This window comes from Streptomyces sp. NPDC031445 (genome assembly GCF_055581365.1).
Genome location: NZ_JBVIJO010000007.1, coordinates 347,070 through 361,872, shown reverse-complemented (window position 1 = coordinate 361,872; position 14,803 = coordinate 347,070). Strand labels below are relative to the sequence as shown.

Below are 14,803 nucleotides of genomic sequence, written 5' to 3'. Positions count from 1 at the left end.
CCCGTCAGTCGCCGCTCCCGGGGCGGTCGACGCGGTAGAGGTAGTGGGTCCGGTCGTCGACCGGGTTGTCCGGCTCCAGGTCGCCGGCCGCGATCCGGCGGAACCCCGCGCGTTCCAGCACCCGCCACGAAGCACGGTTGGCGGCCACCACCGGAACGAGAACACACGGGGCGGCGGGGTGCTCCTCCCAGGTCCGCACGATGACGGCACGGATCATCGCCGTCCCCAGGCCCCGGCCGGTCTGACGGGGATCGCCGACCAGATAGTCGATGGTCATCGCGCCGTCAGGTACGGGGACGAGGGCCGCCAGCTCGGCCAGGTACTCCGGGTAGTCGAGCAGGCGTGCCCGTTGCACGAGACCGACCGGACGGCCTTCCAGGAGTGCGAGCAGATCCTCCGAGGGCTCCTGCCCCCGGGCGGCGGGGCCGAAGTCGCGCGCCACCTCTTCCACCGTGGTCCCGTGGTTCCACCAGCGTTTCACATGGGGCTGCTCCAGCCACGTCCGCAGCAGCGGGAAGTCCTGCTCCCGGACCCGTCGCCACGTGATCACCACAGGGCCGCTCCCCCGACGCTCCGCCACGGCGGCCACGCTCCCCGCCAGGGGAGTTCATGGCCCCTCGCCCTCGCCGGCCCACGGTACGCCGCCGGTGACGGTTCGACGCCGGCACCGAAGACACCAGGTCTTCTCGCTCCGGGAGCCGCAAACCGAAAATCCCACGTTTGTAAGAGCGCGGACGGTACAGACGAGGAGCTAACACAGTCTTTATACAGCGAGACGGAGACACATCATGGGCATCCTCGCGTGGATCATCATCGGCCTGCTCGCCGGCGCCATCGCCAAGGCCATCATGCCGGGCAAGGACCCGGGCGGCATCATCGTCACCATGCTCATCGGCATCGCCGGCGGTCTGCTCGGCGGCTGGCTCGGCAAGGTCATCTTCGGCGTCGACTCCGTCGACGGGTTCTTCGAACTCTCCACCTGGATCGCCGCGATCGTAGGCTCCCTCATCCTGCTCGCCCTGTACCGCGTCTTCACCGGCAACCGCCACTCGCACCGCCACGCGTGATCCACTAAGGCCGCACGCGGTCGAACCGCTCCCGATGGCTCCCCCGACACGCCGGGGGAGCCATCGGCGTGTTCAGGCGGACCGGCCGGCAGGACGTCCGGGAAGGGACGCGGCACGCGGACGACTCACCGTCCCGCATCCGTGAAACAGCGTCTCTTGCCCGGTGTGCAGAAGTTGGCTCACTGTCCATCGGTGGAACCCTGGTCGTATGAGCAAGACTGCGCTGATCGTCATCGACATGATCAACACCTACGACCACAAGGACGCCGACCAGCTGATCCGCTCGGCGGAACCGGTCGTGCCGGTCTTGACCGAGCTGCTGCGGCGCGCACGCGGTCGCGGAGTGCCGGTCATCTACGTCAATGACAACTTCGGCGAGTGGCGTTCACATCACGGCGAGTTGCTCGACCGGGCCCTGGCCACTCCTCATGCCCATCTCGTCGAGCCCGTGAAGCCCGACGAGGACTCGCTCTTCGTCCTGAAGGCCCGCCACTCCATCTTCTTCGAGACACCGCTGCACTACCTGTTGCAGCAGCAGGGCATCGACCGGCTGGTGCTCGCCGGCCAGGTGACCGAACAGTGCGTGCTGTACTCGGCCCTGGACGCACACATCCGGCACTTCGACGTCATCGTTCCGCACGACGCCGTCGCGCACATCCACGAAGACCTCGCCCAGGCCGCACTGCGGATGATGGAGCGCAACATGGGTGCGCGGGTGTGCGAAAGCCGGGAACTCTGGGCGTGAAGCCGGGGTGTCAGGGCTGATCGCCCGGTCCCCTCGCCCCGCACGCTGCCGTTCGCACATTCCCCGGTGCCCGGAGTGACCACCCGGTCACGGACGGCGGATCGTCCACTCCGCGTACACACAGGCACATACACGCACACACCCGTGCGTCCCCGGGTCGTTGCCCGAACCCTCCGGCGGAGATCGAAGACGTAACGCGCCCCAGCTCCGCTCTACTCCCGAACGGGCTGCCCCCTTCCCTGCGACATCTCTCACGGTCCAGGACTCCCACGCATCAGACAGATCTGTCTAGTATGGAGCAGGTTCACTTACCAGACCGAGAGTGAGAGTCATGAGAAGCACGACGCAGCGACCCGCCTTCGAGGCCATCCCGGTCAGGCGGTCCCCCGCTCACGGAGCCCCGCGACGCAGGGGCCTCGGGCCCATCGCCTCCCTCGGACTCCTGGCCTCGATCCTCGTGTCGCTACTGGCCTCGTCCAGCGCGCCGACCCCCCTCTACGCGCTCTACCAGGAGCGCTGGGGGTTCTCGCCCATCACCGTCACCGTCGTCTTCGGCGTCTACGCGGTGGCCGTGCTGGTCGCGCTCCTGATCTTCGGCAAGATCTCCGACCACGTGGGCCGGCGGCCGGTGCTCTTCGCGGCCCTGGTCGGCCAGACGGCGGCCATGGCGGTCTTCATCACCGCCGGCGGCGTGGACGCGCTGCTGGCCGCCCGCGTCGTCCAGGGGCTGAGCACCGGGGCCGCGGTCGGCGCGCTCGGCGCCGGAATGCTCGACCTCGACGCGCGCAGGGGCGGCTTCCTCAACTCCTTCGCGCCCACGATCGGAACCGCGAGCGGTGCCCTGGTCTCCGGGCTCATCGTGCAGTACCTGCCGGCCCCGACGCACCTCGTCTACTACGTGCTCCTCGGTGTGTTCGTCGTGCAGGCGCTGGCCGTGACCGGCCTGAACGAGACCGTCGGCCGCAAGCCGGGCGCGCTGGCCAGCATGGCCCCCGAGTTCAAGCTGCCCAGGTCCGCTCGCGCGTCGGTGGCGATCGCCGCACCGGTGATGTTCGCCGTGTGGGCGCTGACCGGCCTGTACGGCGCGCTCGGACCGGCTCTCATCCGCACCCTGGTGCGCTCCACCTCCGTGGTGTGGGGCGGGCTGCCCCTGTTCGTGCTCGCCGGCTCCGCCGGTCTGGCCGTCGTCCTGCTGCGCAAGGCGGCGACGCGGAGCGTCATGCTGATCGGCATCGGTTCCCTGGTCGTCGGCGTGGTGATCACCCTGGTGTCCATCGGCTCCGGAACCGGCGGCACCCCGTCCGTGATCGGGTTCTTCATCGGCGGCGCGATATCCGGTTTCGGCTTCGGCAGCGGGTTCCAGGGGGGCATCAGGCTGGTCGTGCCGCAGGTGGAGCCGCACGAACGAGCCGGGGTCCTGTCCCTTCTGTATGTCGTGTGCTACATGGGGCTCGGCGTGCCGGCGGTGATCGGCGGGGTCCTGGTCGTGCACGGCGGCGGCCTGGTGCGGACGTCCTGGGAGTACGGCATCGCCGTCATCGTGCTGGCCCTCGCGGCGCTGACCGGTCTGGTGCTCAGCGGCCGCCGGGTGGAGCACGTGGCGGTCGTACGCCCCGAAGCCGCCTCCGTCTCCGTCCCGGAGGCGGCGCCCCTGGCACAGACCGGCTCCCAGGGATGACACAGGGTCCGCGCTAGAATGGACAGGTCTGTCTGAGAGGGTGATGGTCATGGCGGCCAGGACCGCGATCAAGGTGTCCGCGCGTGAGCGGCTGCTCGAGGCGGCTGACGAACTCTTCTACCAGCAGGGTGTGCAAACGGTCGGCATCGACCGTGTCATCGAGCACGCCGGTGTGGCGAAGGCGTCCCTCTACAACACCTTCGGCAGCAAGGAAGGGCTCGTCTGCGCCTACCTGGAGCAGCGCTTCGAGCGCTCACGGAATCGGATCACCCGGACCCTGACGCGCTTCCGCACTCCTCGTGAGCAGATCCTCGGTGTCTTCGACGCGCTGGGCGAGGCGTTCACCGACCCGGGGTACAACGGGTGCGCGTTCGTCCGGGCCAGCGCCGAGACGGCCGAGGACAGCGCCGTCCGCCGCACCGCCGAGCACTATCGGTCCTGGCTGCGCGAGCTGTTCACCGAACTGGCCACCACATGCGGGTACGCCCAGCCCGAGGAGCTGGCCCGACAGCTCCTGCTGCTCTACGACGGTGCGGGTCAGGCCGCGCGGATGGATCGTGACCCCTCCGCCGCGACGACCGCCCGCGGTGCGGCCGCGGTCCTGCTGGAAGCGGCGCCGCTCGCCGGCTGACCGGACACCCGGCCTGCCGGACGGGCTCACCTACGCTTACTGGGACGGGTCCGGCCCGTTGCCGGGCGACCCCGCCGAGGTCCGCTTCCTCGTGGGCCCGCCGGTCCCGGGCGCAGAACGGGTGCTGCGCCCCGTCCTGCCGCGGATGCCCAAGCTGGAGGTGGTCCAGCTGCTCGGTTCCGGCTACGACCACATGCTGCCGCCGCTGGACGCGATGCCGCCCGGAACCCGGCTGAGCACCGGGCGCGACTGGCGGTCACCCTGATGCCGGCCCTGTCCAGGAGGCTCGACGTGGCAGCCCGAGTACCGCACCTCGCCGGTCGGCAAGCGCGTCCTGGTCATCGGCTACGGCGCCGTCGGCGCGGCGCATCGCCCGCTTCCCGGCACTGACCGCGCCTGCGGCCATCCGGCCGGGCCGTGACGGTCGAGCGGGACGGGGCCGCGGCGCGCGAGTGCCGGCACGGCCGGCGCCTTGCCCGCCGCACCGCCGGCCGGCCAGCGGGCCGAGCCCTCCTACCCCGCTTACTTGACACGTCAAACATGCGCCTGGATACTTGACCTGTCAAGCAACCCCGGGCGCCCGACAGCCGGAGCCCGGGCTGAGGAGGATCATGATGGCCACGTCCTTCGACATCGGGCTCAACTCCTTCGGAGAGATCGCGACGGACGACGGCCGTGTCCTCGGCGACGCCGAGACGGTACGGCTCCTGGTCCGGGAGGCCGCGCTCGCCGAGGCCGCGGGCATCGACGTCTTCAGCGTCGGCGAGCACTACCGCGCGGGCCACGTGGACAGCGCCACACCGGTCCTGCTCGCCGCCATGGCGACGGCCACGGAACGCATCCGGCTCGGCACGTCGGTGACCGTGCTCAGCACGAACGACCCGGTGCGGCTCTACCAGGAGTTCTCGACGCTGGACGCGGTGTCCGGCGGCCGGGCGCAGCTGGTCCTGGGACGCGCGTCCGCAACGGAGTCCTTCTCGCTGTTCGGCTACGACATGGCCGACTACGAGCAGCTCTTCGAGGAGAAGCTGGAGCTGTTCATGCGGCTGCGGCGCGAGGAGGCGGTGACGTGGTCGGGGATGTTCCGGCCGCCGCTCACCGAGCAGCGGCTGATGCCCCGGATGCGGCCCGGCGGGATCCCGACCTGGATCGGCGTGGGCGGCAGCCCTCACTCCGTGCTGCGCGCCGCCCGCTACGGCCTGCCCCTGATGCTGGCCGTCATCGGCGGGCGTCCGCAGCGTTTCGCCGGTCACGTCGATCTCTACCACCGGGCGCTCCAGCAGTCCGGACACGCTCCACGACCGGTCGGCCAGCACTCCCTGGGCCTCGTCGCCGACACCGACGAGGAGGCGGTCGAGACCTGGTGGCGGTACTGGGAGCCGGTCGTGACCGCACTGGCCGAGGAACGCGGGTTCTACGCCCCGACCCGCGCACGCTTCGAGGCGGAACTCGCCGACGGCGCGCTCTACGTGGGCTCCCCGGAAACCGTCGCCCGCAAGATCGCCCGCACGGCCCGAGATCTGCACCTCAGCCGCTTCGACCTCAAGTACGACATCATGCACCTGCCCCGGCAGGCCCGCGCCCGCACGATCGAGCTGCTGGGCCGCGAAGTCGCCCCCCGCGTGAGGGAACTGCTCAGTGCGGAGCCGGCCCGTGCCTGATCCGGTCACCGACATCCGCACGATCGGCATCCTGGGCGCGGGGAAGGTGGGAACCGTACTGGCGCGGCTCGCGGTGGCAGCCGGCTACCGGGTGCTGATCGCGGGCTCGGGCGGGGCCGACGCCATCGCGCTCACCGTGGAGGTCCTCGCCCCCGGTGCGGTCGCGGTCACCGCACAGGAGGCCGCTGCCCGGGCCGACGTGGCGATCCTGGCTCTGCCCCTGGGCAAGTACCGCAACGTCCCGGTGGAGGCACTGCGCGGCAAACTCGTCGTGGACGCCATGAACTACTGGTGGGAGGTCGACGGTGTTCGCGACGACTTCACCGACCCGCGCACGTCCACCAGCGAACTGGTCCAGGCGTTCCTGCCGGGCTCCCGCGTGGTCAAGGCGTTCAACCACATGGGCTACCACGACCTGGAGGACGAGGCCCGGCCCGCCGGGGCGGCCGACCGCAAGGCGATCGCCCTCGCCGGTGACGACCCCGACGACAGGGCCACGGTCGCAAGCCTCGTCCACGCCCTCGGCTTCGACCCCGTCGTCGCCGGCCCGCTCGCCGACGGCGTACGACTGCAACCGGGCACCGAACCCTTCGGCGCCGACGTGAGCGCCGCGGAGCTGCGCGCCATGCTCGACCGCTTCCCCGCATCGGAGCCGGGCCACGCCAAGCAGGGCCCGCCAGGGCTTCCTCAGCGGAGGAAGCCCTCGTAACGGTGCTGTTCGATCTGGCTGTTGATCTGCTTGACCGTCTCCAGGCCGACGCTCACGATGATCAGGATGCTGGTGCCGGTCAGCTGGTTGGCACCGCCCAGGCCGGCGAACGCCACGGTGGGCACCAGCGCGATCAGGCCCAGGTACAGCGAGCCCGGCCAGGTCAGCCTGTTGAGGACGTAGCCGAGGTACTCGGCCGTGGGCCGGCCGGCCCGGATGCCGGGGACGAACCCCCCGGCCTGTCTGATGTTCCCCGCCACTTCCTCCGCGTTGAACGTGATCGCCACGTAGAAGAAGGCGAAGAACACGATCAGCAGGAAGTAGGCGGCGACGTAGAAGGGATGGTCGCCCCGGACGAAGTTCCGCGTGATCCACGCCGCCCAGCCCGAGTTCGAGTGCGAGAACTGCGCGATCAGCGCCGGGATGTAGAGCAGGGACGAGGCGAAGATGACGGGGACCACACCGGCCTGGTTCACCTTGAGCGGGATGTACGTCGCCGTCCCCCCGTACGACCTGCGTCCCACCATCCGCTTCGCGTACTGGACCGGGATCCGCCGCTGGCCCTGCTCCACGAACACGACCAGGGCGACCATGACCAGGCCGACGAGGACCACGCTGCCGAAGCTGAGCCATCCGCCGGCGATCTCACCCTGCTCCTTCACGGCCCACAGCGCCCTCGGGAGCGTGGAGGCGATGGAGACGAAGATGAGCAACGACATGCCGTTGCCGATCCCCCGCTCGGTGATCAGCTCCGCGAGCCACATCACGCAGGCCGTCCCCGCGGTGACCGTGAGCACCATCACGACAGCCGCGAGGACGGAGGTGTCCGGAACGATGCCCGACGCCGTCCGGCAGGCGGGGAACAGGGCGCCGCTGCGGGCGGTGGCGACGAGGCCCGTGCCCTGCACGAGGGCGAGCCCCACCGTCAGATAACGGGTGTACTGGGTGATCTTCCCCTGCCCGGCCGACCCCTCCTTCTTCAGGGTCTCCAGTCTCGGCACGACCACGGTCAGCAACTGCAGGATGATGCTCGCCGTGATGTAGGGCAGGATGCCCAGGGCGAACAGCGTGATCTGGAGAAGTGCCCCACCGCTGAACACGTTCGCCAGTCCCAGCAGGCCACCGCTGCCCGACGCCTGGTCCACACACCTCTGCACGTTCCCGTAGTCCACCCCCGGAAGGGGGACGTGTGACCCCAGGCGGTACAGCACGATGACACCGAGCGTGAAGACGGTCTTCTTCCGCAGATCAGGAGTCCTGAACACCTGGACGAAGGCGCTGGGCAAGGTTCCTCCTTCGTCCTGCGTCAGTCACGGAGACGCAGGACGGGGGTGAGCGCACGGCGAGTCCGCGCCCACCACCATGCTCGAACGGGTGAACCGGTCCGGCAACCGGAGAGCAGCCGGGCGCCGGCCCCGGCAGACACGTGTCGACGCGGACGGCGAACCCCGTGCGGGCGCCGGCCGACGCGTGGAACAATCGGCGCCCCTGGTGCCGCCCGTCCCCGGGCGGTGTGCGGCGGCGGCGCGGGGGTGGGGCGAGGTCCTGAGCCGGACGGTCACACATGTACGGTCGGACCGGCGCAGGGGCGCGGCGAGGGGCCGAAGGAACCGAGAGGGCGGGGGCGGGCGGGATGACGAAGGTGCGGTACCCGGACTCGCCCGTACCGACGTCGCGCCGGTCCCTGCGTCGGCAGCGGGTCGCCGAACTGCGGGCCCAGGGCCGGTACGGTCCCGAGCTGCGGGAGGTCCTCCCCTCCTTCGTCGGCCTCGGCCTGGTGCTGCTGACGCTCCTGCTGCTGGCCGGCCGCCTCAGCCACGCGCTCGGGGTCACCGGCCTGCTGACGTGCGCCCTCCTGTCCGTGACGGCCGCCCCGGCGGGCCTGCGCCTGCGCCGGAGGGTCCTCCGCCGGCGCCGCGGCCGTTACACCGCCCAGGAACTCGCACGGCTGGACGACCGCGGGCTGGTGGAGGCCACCACGCGCATGCTGGAGCGCGACGGCTGGCGTGTGGCCGATCTGAGTTTGCGCAAGGGGGACATGCACCTGTACGCCCGGGACCGGCACGGTCGCGCGCTCGACGTCAGGTTCCGTCCCGCCGCGCCGGCCGACGAGGACGCCCGCTGGCCGGAGACCGTGCAGGAGACGGTCCGGCCCGGCGCGGAGCGGCCCGGGCGGCTCATCGTCCACCGCGGTGCCTTCAGCCGGGCCGAGGCGCGCTGGGCGTCCCGGCAGACCGACGTCCACCTCGTCGACGGCCGGCGGTTGCGCCGCTGGGCGGCCGGCACACCGCTGGACAGCCTGGGACGCAGCCGCTGACGAGCAGGGGAGCTGGACGCCCGAACGATGTAGTCGATCGGTCGTATAATGGTGGCATGGGACGCACAAGTGACGCCAGGAAGAAGATCCTCGACGCTGCGCAGTCACTCATCGAGCTGCGTGGCTACTCGGCGCTGGGCGTGGCCGAGATCTGCAAGGCCGCCGGGGTGCCGAAGGGCAGCTTCTACTACTTCTTCGAGTCGAAGGAGGCCCTCGCCCTGGCCGTCCTCGACGAACACTGGGAGGCCCAGCGCGGTCAGTGGACCCGGGTGCTGCAGGGCGACGGCGAACCGCTGTCGCGGCTGCGACGGCTGTTCGAGGAGACCGAGGCCGGCCTGCGCGCCGGTCAGCAGAGCTGCGGGACCGTCTCCGGATGCATGTTCGGCAACCTCACGCTGGAGCTGAGCAACCAGACGGAGCCCATCCGCGAACGCCTTCAGCACATCTTCGACGCCCAGGTGGAGATGGTCGAGAAGGTCGTCACCGAAGCCCAGGAGCGCGGGGAGGTCTCGGCCGACGACGCACGAGAGGCCGCCCGGTCGATCGTGGCACAGCTCGAGGGCCAGGTGATGTTCGCCAAGCTCTACAACACCACCTCGACGCTGAACGGGCTCTGGGCCAACTGCCTGGCGCTGCTGAACGCCCGGCCGGCCGTCCCGGCCGCGGCCTGACGGCACGACCTGACCGAACGTCCGAGTACGACGGCGGCCCCTGGTCCTGGTGACCAGGGGCCGCCGTCGTACCTCCGAAAGCCCTCGCGCCGTCACGGTGGGACAGTGCGCCCGCACGGACCAGGGCATAGGGTGTGCCTCATCCGTTCTCCCGTGTCTCGTCCGACCCCGGTGAGGACACACCGGGGTCGGGACGGCCACTTCCTCCGCGCGCCGGCGCATACCGGCGGGAAGCCCCTCTCGCTCCGAACGACAGCGAGCGGCTCCGGCCGACGAGGCACGGCCAAGCCTCAGGAGCAGTGATGAACGATGTCTCCCGCGCTTACGACGTCATCGTCATCGGAGCCGGCCCGGCCGGCGAGAACGTGGCCGACCGCACCCGGGCCGCCGGACTCAGCACGGTCATCATCGAGCACGAACTCCTCGGAGGTGAGTGCTCCTTCTGGGCCTGCGAACCCAGCAAGGCGCTGCTGCGGCCTGTGATGGCGCGGGCCGACGCCCGCCGGGTCCCCGGCTTCCGCCACGCGGCGGACGGGCCCCTGGACGTTCCCGCGGTGCTCGCGCACCGTGACACGATGGCCGAGCACTGGAGGGACGACGACCAGGTCGACTGGCTGAACTCGGTCAGCGTGGACCTGATCCGGGGCCACGGCCGGCTCACCGGCGAGAAGCAGGTGGCGGTGGAGACGCCCGAGGGCGACACGGTCCGCCTCACCGCCCGGCACGCCGTCGTCGTCGCCACGGGCACCGGCGCGGCCCTCCCCGACCTGCCCGGACTCGACTCGGTGCGTCCGTGGACCAGCCGTGAGGCGACCAGTTCCTCCGAGGTACCCGGGCGGCTCCTGGTGGTGGGCGGCGGTGTGGTGGCCGTGGAGATGGCCACCGCCTGGCAGGCCCTCGGCTCCCGGGTGACCGTGCTGGTCCGCAGCGAGGCCGGACTGCTTCCCCGGATGGAACCGTTCGCCGGTGAACTCGTCGCGGAGGGCCTGCGCGAGGCAGGGGTCGACGTCCGCCTCGGTACCTCGGTGATCTCCGTGACGCGCCAGGAGCCCGCCGGCGAGGTCAGGGCCGAACTCAAGGACGGGACCGAGACGACCGCGGACGAGATCCTGTTCGCCGTCGGCCGCACCCCGCAGACGGGGAAGCTGGGGCTGGAGACCGTCGGACTGACGCCCGGCGACTGGCTGCGGGTGGACGACACCTGCCGGGTGACCGCCGTCCCCGACGGCTGGCTCTACGCCGTGGGTGACGTCAACCACCGGGCGCTGATGACGCACCAGGGCAAGTACCAGGCACGGATCGCGGGCGCCGTCATCGGCGCACGCGCGCGGGGCGAGACCCTCGACGAGACCAAGTGGGGCGCCCACACGACCACCGCCGACCTCGTGGCCGTTCCCCAAGTCGTCTTCACGGACCCCGAGGTCGCGTCCGTGGGTCTCACCACACGCGAGGCCGCACGCGCCGGACGCAGGGTCGAGGTCGTGGACTACGACATCGGACTGGTCGCGGGTGCGCGTCAGTACGCCGAGGGCTACCGGGGCGCGGCCCGCATGCTGCTCGACGAGGAGACGGGCGTCGTCCTGGGAGTCACCTTCGTCGGCCCCGGCGTAGGGGAACTCCTGTACTCGGCGACCGTCGCGGTGACGGCCGAGGTGACCGTCGACAGGCTCTGGCACGCCGTGCCGGCCTTCCCGACGATCAGCGAGGTCTGGCTCAGGCTGCTGGAAACCCACCGCCACCGGGGCACCGCGGAACCCTGCTGAACGCCTTCCCGCCGCCCCATGAGCGACGCGGACCGGGACGTCGCCGAAGTCAGGTGTTCCATGGCGCGGGCGCCGCCGGCGGAGCCGGAGGGACGCGATCCCGGGCGGCGGCGCGCTCGGAGGCGACCTCGCGAAAACGGCCGCGGGACGAGCCTCACCGGCTCGTCCCGCGGCCGTACCGCGTGGAGGGCGGCCTCACCGCCCCGTGGTGCTCAGACTTCCGCGCGCTTCGGCAGCCGCCAGTTCGGGCGCGGGAAGTGGCAGGTGTAGCCGTCCGGGTAGCGCTGGAGGTAGTCCTGGTGCTCCGGCTCGGCCTCCCAGAACGGACCTGCCGGGACGACCTCGGTCACCACCGATCCCGGCCACAGCCCCGACGCCTCGACATCGGCGATCGTGTCGAGCGCGACGCGCCGCTGCTCCTCGTCGAGGTAGAAGATGGCGGAACGGTAACTGGCCCCGATGTCGTTGCCCTGCCGGTTCTTCGTGGTCGGGTCGTGGATCTGGAAGAAGTACTCCAGGATCGCACGGTAGTCGGTGACGGTCGGGTCGAAGGTGATCTCGATCGACTCGGCGTGGTTCCCGTGGTTGCGGTACGTGGGATGGGCCAGGCCGTCGTCGCCGCTGTAACCGACCCGGGTGCGGGTCACACCGGGGAGTTTGCGGATCAGTTCCTGCATGCCCCAGAAGCAGCCGCCCGCCAGCAGCGCCCTTTCCTCGATGTCGGTCATCAGTTCTCACCCTTCCCCTCCCCCAGCGACCGGAGGAGTTACCGCACTACTATGACGCATAACTCGTCACCTGTCAAATAGGTGACGCTCGGTGGGAGCGGACATCGCGAGGCGGGTAGCGCGTCAGCCGAGCTTCGTCACCTGGTAGTGGGAGACGTACCAGCGGTCGACCACCTGCTTGAGCACGATGCTGAGCGTGACGTGGATGTCCGGCCGGTCGGTGAACCCGAAGTCGACGTCCAGATACCCGAGCAGAGCGTCGTCCGCGAGGCTCCGCGTCTCCAGCACCCGGTACTCGGCGGTCAGCCCGATCGGCTGGGAGTCGTAGTACGCGGCGACCCCGGGACGGCCGACGCTGTAGGGGCGGAGCCCCTGGAAAATGGCGTCCTCGGTGAAGAGCGCCGCGACCTTCTCCGGCTCGTGCGCGTCGACCGCGCTCTTCCACTGGTCCATGACGCCACGCAGGATCGCTTCCTGCGCTGCTGTGCCGCTCATCGGTTTCCTCCTCTTGCCGGCAGGGCGCGCAGGGGAGCGCCCCATGTGGTGTCAGGCGGTGGGGCCGGTGGGGCCCGGGTCGTTGGGGTGTGACTGCAGGGCGGTGATCTCGGCGGTCATCCACGGCCACAGGGGCAGGGTGCCGAGCACGTTCTCACGCAGGTCGGCCTCGTCGTCCGCGCGCCACACGCCGACGCTGCGCAGCTCCCCGACCGGGCGCCACAGCCGGAACAGGTGTCCGGTGGCGGCCAGTTCCCGGGCCCGGACGGATTCGGCCGCGCGCCGCCGGTCGACCTCGGCGGAGTCGGTGCCCTCCGGCACGGTCGTGGTGAGCACGACCAGGAATTCCTTCATCGTCATTCTTCCTTTCTCGGTACTGCGGGCTGCGATGCTTATCGAAGAACAGGGCCGGCCGGTTACCGCCGGCCGGCCCGGCACGCGCCCAGCATTCCGGTCAGGCGGCGGTCCGGAGGGCGGCGGCGATCTTCACGACGCGTTCGGCCTGGATGGCGGCGGCGAGGCGGGTGGTCTCACCCACGGGCTTGGTGCCCTGGCCGTCGGCGTGGGAGGTGCCGTAGGGGTTGCCGTCGACGAACTTCTGCGGGTCGGTGAAGCCCGGCGTGACGATGATGCCGCCGAAGTGGTGCACGGAGTTGTACAGCGCGAGCAGGGTGGACTCCTGGCCGGCGTGGTCGGTGGCGGTGGAGACGAAGCCGCTGTAGACCTTGTCCGCGAGCTTGCCCTGGGCCCACAGGCCGCCGAGCGTGTCGATGAACTGCTTCAGCTGCGAGGAGACGTTGCCGAAGCGGGTCGGCGTGCCGAAGACCACCGCGTCGGCCCACTCGATGTCCTCCGGGGTGGCCTCGGGAATGTCGGCGATGGCGGCGTGGTTGGCGGCCCAGGCGGGGTTGGAGTCGATGGCGGCCCGCGGGGCCAGCTCGGCCACCTTCAGCAGGCGCACCTCGGCGCCCGCCTTAACACCGGCGTCGCGCAGCTCCTTGGCGATCTCGGTGATCGTGCCGGTGGACGAGTAGAAGACGATGGCGAGCTTGATCGGAGCGGACACAGGGCTTCTCCATTTCGAGGGACTGCGTCGACCTGTTGAGTCGACCGGTCACCTAAGCTAGACGACCGGTCTACTTCAGCGCAAGCCGGCCGTGCGCTGCTGTGCGCCAGGGTGCCGCTCACCTAGCGCCGACGGCTCCGGGACGCTCTGCCGGCCGCCGGGCCGGGGCCGGGGGTGAGGTGGTGGCGCCGGACGTGGCGGAGCCGGTCAGCGGCGGTGCGGGTCGTCGTCGGGGAGCCATGCGTCCGGGTCGTCCAGACCGCAGTCGCCGACTCCCTCCGTGAGGGCGTCCACGGTGCTGAGCACGGCCGCGCGTTGCTCGTCGCGGCGCCACACCAGGGACCACGTCCAGTAGATCTTCGGCCCGGACACGGGGCGCGCGACCAGATCGGGGGGCAGCGGTGCCCCCTGAGCCTTCGGGCAGTTGAGGATCGGGCGACGCGCACGGCGTACGTGGTCGAAGAAGCCCGGACCGGTGATGCCTCCGTCGGAGACGCGCACCGCACGGGCGCCGGTGTCGCGGGCCAGCCGCTCGGCGTAGACGTTCCAGGACGACCATGTCGTGACGTCGGCGTCCGTGAGGACGAGGAGGTCCTGGGCGCGGATGTCGTCCGGCTGACGGCCCGCGGAGACCGCGTAGAGGCGGTCCGCGCCGATGAGCCGGGCGTTGAGGCCGCGTTCGTCCAGGTCCTGCCGGCGGACCCAGCACACCGCGAGGTCGAGACTGCCGTCCGCGACCCGTGCCGCCTGGGTGTGCGAGGGCGCGACCCATGCGTCGACGTGCACCCGCGCCACGGCCGAGGTCCGGGCCGTCAGGTCGGGTGGCAGCCAGTTGACGTAGCCGATCCGGACGGATTCCGAGCCGGCGATCCTGGCGGCGCGGTTCCGGAGGTCGTCCGCGCGCTCCAGCAGGTCGCGCGCCTGCGGAAGGAGTGCCGCACCGGCGGCCGTGAGGGCGACCGAGCGGCGGTCGCGGTCGAAGAGCCGCACACCGAGGTCGCGCTCCAACGCCTTGATCTGCTGGGACAGCGACGGACCGGCTATCAGCAGCCGGTCCGCGGCACGCCCGAAGTTGAGGTCCTCGGCCACCGCTACGAAGTACCGCAACTGACGCAACTCCATGAGGCCCATGCTACGGAGCGGCGACGGACGGAACAGCCCCGGGGCCCTCCGTGACGTGTTGGCTTGCAGCTGGTAGTCACAGGCTCCCACCGCAGGTCAGAGAAGGTGGAGCGAGAATGCTTGGGTGAGCCGGACCGGAATTAGGCGACT

Annotated in this window: 17 protein-coding genes; 10 read left to right on the top strand and 7 right to left on the bottom strand. The window is 70.8% G+C overall.

All coding sequences use genetic code 11. The features are described 5' to 3' along the window. Positions 1–4: 4 nt before the first annotated feature. The gene (locus tag ACZ5DC_RS21085; protein ID WP_468654774.1) at positions 5–550 is read right to left on the bottom strand and encodes a GNAT family N-acetyltransferase; all 546 of its coding nucleotides are present in this window, start codon (positions 548–550) and stop codon (positions 5–7) included. 238 nt (positions 551–788) lie between these two features. On the opposite strand from ACZ5DC_RS21085, the gene ACZ5DC_RS21080 reads away from it, so the two are divergent. The 7 genes from ACZ5DC_RS21080 to ACZ5DC_RS21050 all read left to right on the top strand — a co-directional run bounded on the left by ACZ5DC_RS21080 (position 789) and on the right by ACZ5DC_RS21050 (position 6,491). Beyond that, entirely contained in the window at positions 789–1,067 is a 279-nt protein-coding gene (locus ACZ5DC_RS21080; RefSeq protein ID WP_468654772.1) for a GlsB/YeaQ/YmgE family stress response membrane protein, read from the top strand. Between the two features lie 208 nt (positions 1,068–1,275). Next, positions 1,276–1,812 carry a cysteine hydrolase family protein gene (locus ACZ5DC_RS21075; RefSeq protein WP_468654770.1) on the top strand — a complete coding sequence of 179 codons (537 nt, stop codon included), beginning with the start codon at positions 1,276–1,278 and terminating at the stop codon, positions 1,810–1,812. Between the two features lie 331 nt (positions 1,813–2,143). Then, positions 2,144–3,490, top strand: a complete 1,347-nt coding sequence (locus ACZ5DC_RS21070; RefSeq protein ID WP_468654768.1) for an MFS transporter — start codon at positions 2,144–2,146, stop codon at positions 3,488–3,490. 49 nt (positions 3,491–3,539) lie between these two features. Next, the gene (locus ACZ5DC_RS21065; RefSeq protein WP_468654766.1) at positions 3,540–4,121 is read left to right on the top strand and encodes a TetR/AcrR family transcriptional regulator; all 582 of its coding nucleotides are present in this window, start codon (positions 3,540–3,542) and stop codon (positions 4,119–4,121) included. A 58-nt stretch (positions 4,122–4,179) separates the two neighbouring features. After that, complete coding sequence (locus ACZ5DC_RS21060) at positions 4,180–4,386, top strand: hypothetical protein (RefSeq protein ID WP_468654764.1); 207 nt, start codon at positions 4,180–4,182, stop codon at positions 4,384–4,386. Positions 4,387–4,732: 346 nt separating this feature from the next. Then, positions 4,733–5,782 (top strand): LLM class flavin-dependent oxidoreductase, encoded by a 1,050-nt coding sequence (locus tag ACZ5DC_RS21055; protein WP_468654762.1) that lies wholly within the window; start codon positions 4,733–4,735, stop codon positions 5,780–5,782. Next, positions 5,775–6,491 (top strand): NADPH-dependent F420 reductase, encoded by a 717-nt coding sequence (locus tag ACZ5DC_RS21050; protein ID WP_468654760.1) that lies wholly within the window; start codon positions 5,775–5,777, stop codon positions 6,489–6,491. Before ACZ5DC_RS21055 ends, ACZ5DC_RS21050 begins: the two co-directional genes overlap by 8 nt. Here the strand turns inward: ACZ5DC_RS21050 and secY are convergent. After that, positions 6,470–7,777 carry a preprotein translocase subunit SecY gene (secY, locus tag ACZ5DC_RS21045; protein WP_468654758.1) on the bottom strand — a complete coding sequence of 436 codons (1,308 nt, stop codon included), beginning with the start codon at positions 7,775–7,777 and terminating at the stop codon, positions 6,470–6,472. The two genes, ACZ5DC_RS21050 and secY, sit on opposite strands and share 22 nt — an antisense overlap. Positions 7,778–8,124: 347 nt before the next feature. Here secY and ACZ5DC_RS21040 point away from each other — a divergent pair, with 347 nt between their 5' ends. The 3 genes from ACZ5DC_RS21040 to ACZ5DC_RS21030 all read left to right on the top strand — a co-directional run bounded on the left by ACZ5DC_RS21040 (position 8,125) and on the right by ACZ5DC_RS21030 (position 11,242). Next, positions 8,125–8,808 (top strand): hypothetical protein, encoded by a 684-nt coding sequence (locus ACZ5DC_RS21040; protein WP_468654757.1) that lies wholly within the window; start codon positions 8,125–8,127, stop codon positions 8,806–8,808. Between the two features lie 56 nt (positions 8,809–8,864). Further along, positions 8,865–9,479, top strand: coding sequence for a TetR/AcrR family transcriptional regulator (locus tag ACZ5DC_RS21035; protein ID WP_468654755.1), 615 nt, complete (start codon positions 8,865–8,867; stop codon positions 9,477–9,479). A 302-nt stretch (positions 9,480–9,781) separates the two neighbouring features. After that, a complete protein-coding gene (locus tag ACZ5DC_RS21030; protein WP_468654753.1) occupies positions 9,782–11,242 on the top strand; it encodes a dihydrolipoyl dehydrogenase family protein in 1,461 nt (486 codons plus the stop codon). Positions 11,243–11,454: 212 nt separating this feature from the next. On the opposite strand, the gene msrA is transcribed toward ACZ5DC_RS21030, so the two are convergent. From msrA to ACZ5DC_RS21005, 5 genes are all read right to left on the bottom strand, one after another. Continuing rightward, the gene (msrA, locus tag ACZ5DC_RS21025) at positions 11,455–11,970 is read right to left on the bottom strand and encodes a peptide-methionine (S)-S-oxide reductase MsrA (RefSeq protein WP_468654751.1); all 516 of its coding nucleotides are present in this window, start codon (positions 11,968–11,970) and stop codon (positions 11,455–11,457) included. 123 nt (positions 11,971–12,093) lie between these two features. Continuing rightward, on the bottom strand, positions 12,094–12,465 hold the full coding sequence (locus ACZ5DC_RS21020) for an SgcJ/EcaC family oxidoreductase (RefSeq protein WP_468654749.1): 372 nt from the start codon (positions 12,463–12,465) through the stop codon (positions 12,094–12,096). A 51-nt stretch (positions 12,466–12,516) separates the two neighbouring features. After that, entirely contained in the window at positions 12,517–12,819 is a 303-nt protein-coding gene (locus ACZ5DC_RS21015; protein ID WP_468654894.1) for a muconolactone Delta-isomerase family protein, read from the bottom strand. 100 nt (positions 12,820–12,919) lie between these two features. Further along, the gene (gene wrbA, locus ACZ5DC_RS21010) at positions 12,920–13,531 is read right to left on the bottom strand and encodes an NAD(P)H:quinone oxidoreductase (protein ID WP_468654747.1); all 612 of its coding nucleotides are present in this window, start codon (positions 13,529–13,531) and stop codon (positions 12,920–12,922) included. Positions 13,532–13,738: 207 nt separating this feature from the next. After that, positions 13,739–14,662 (bottom strand): LysR family transcriptional regulator, encoded by a 924-nt coding sequence (locus tag ACZ5DC_RS21005; protein ID WP_468654745.1) that lies wholly within the window; start codon positions 14,660–14,662, stop codon positions 13,739–13,741. Between the last annotated feature and the right edge of the window lie 141 nt (positions 14,663–14,803).

Coding starts and splice junctions, on each gene's coding strand:
- ACZ5DC_RS21075 (WP_468654770.1), top strand. CDS start 1,276: ATGAGCAAGACTGCGCTGATCGTCATCGACATGATCAACACCTACGAC.
- ACZ5DC_RS21015 (WP_468654894.1), bottom strand. CDS start 12,819: ATGAAGGAATTCCTGGTCGTGCTCACCACGACCGTGCCGGAGGGCACC.
- ACZ5DC_RS21005 (WP_468654745.1), bottom strand. CDS start 14,662: ATGGGCCTCATGGAGTTGCGTCAGTTGCGGTACTTCGTAGCGGTGGCC.
- ACZ5DC_RS21035 (WP_468654755.1), top strand. CDS start 8,865: ATGGGACGCACAAGTGACGCCAGGAAGAAGATCCTCGACGCTGCGCAG.
- msrA (WP_468654751.1), bottom strand. CDS start 11,970: ATGACCGACATCGAGGAAAGGGCGCTGCTGGCGGGCGGCTGCTTCTGG.
- ACZ5DC_RS21040 (WP_468654757.1), top strand. CDS start 8,125: ATGACGAAGGTGCGGTACCCGGACTCGCCCGTACCGACGTCGCGCCGG.
- ACZ5DC_RS21020 (WP_468654749.1), bottom strand. CDS start 12,465: ATGAGCGGCACAGCAGCGCAGGAAGCGATCCTGCGTGGCGTCATGGAC.
- ACZ5DC_RS21070 (WP_468654768.1), top strand. CDS start 2,144: ATGAGAAGCACGACGCAGCGACCCGCCTTCGAGGCCATCCCGGTCAGG.
- ACZ5DC_RS21030 (WP_468654753.1), top strand. CDS start 9,782: ATGAACGATGTCTCCCGCGCTTACGACGTCATCGTCATCGGAGCCGGC.
- ACZ5DC_RS21065 (WP_468654766.1), top strand. CDS start 3,540: ATGGCGGCCAGGACCGCGATCAAGGTGTCCGCGCGTGAGCGGCTGCTC.
- ACZ5DC_RS21080 (WP_468654772.1), top strand. CDS start 789: ATGGGCATCCTCGCGTGGATCATCATCGGCCTGCTCGCCGGCGCCATC.
- ACZ5DC_RS21055 (WP_468654762.1), top strand. CDS start 4,733: ATGATGGCCACGTCCTTCGACATCGGGCTCAACTCCTTCGGAGAGATC.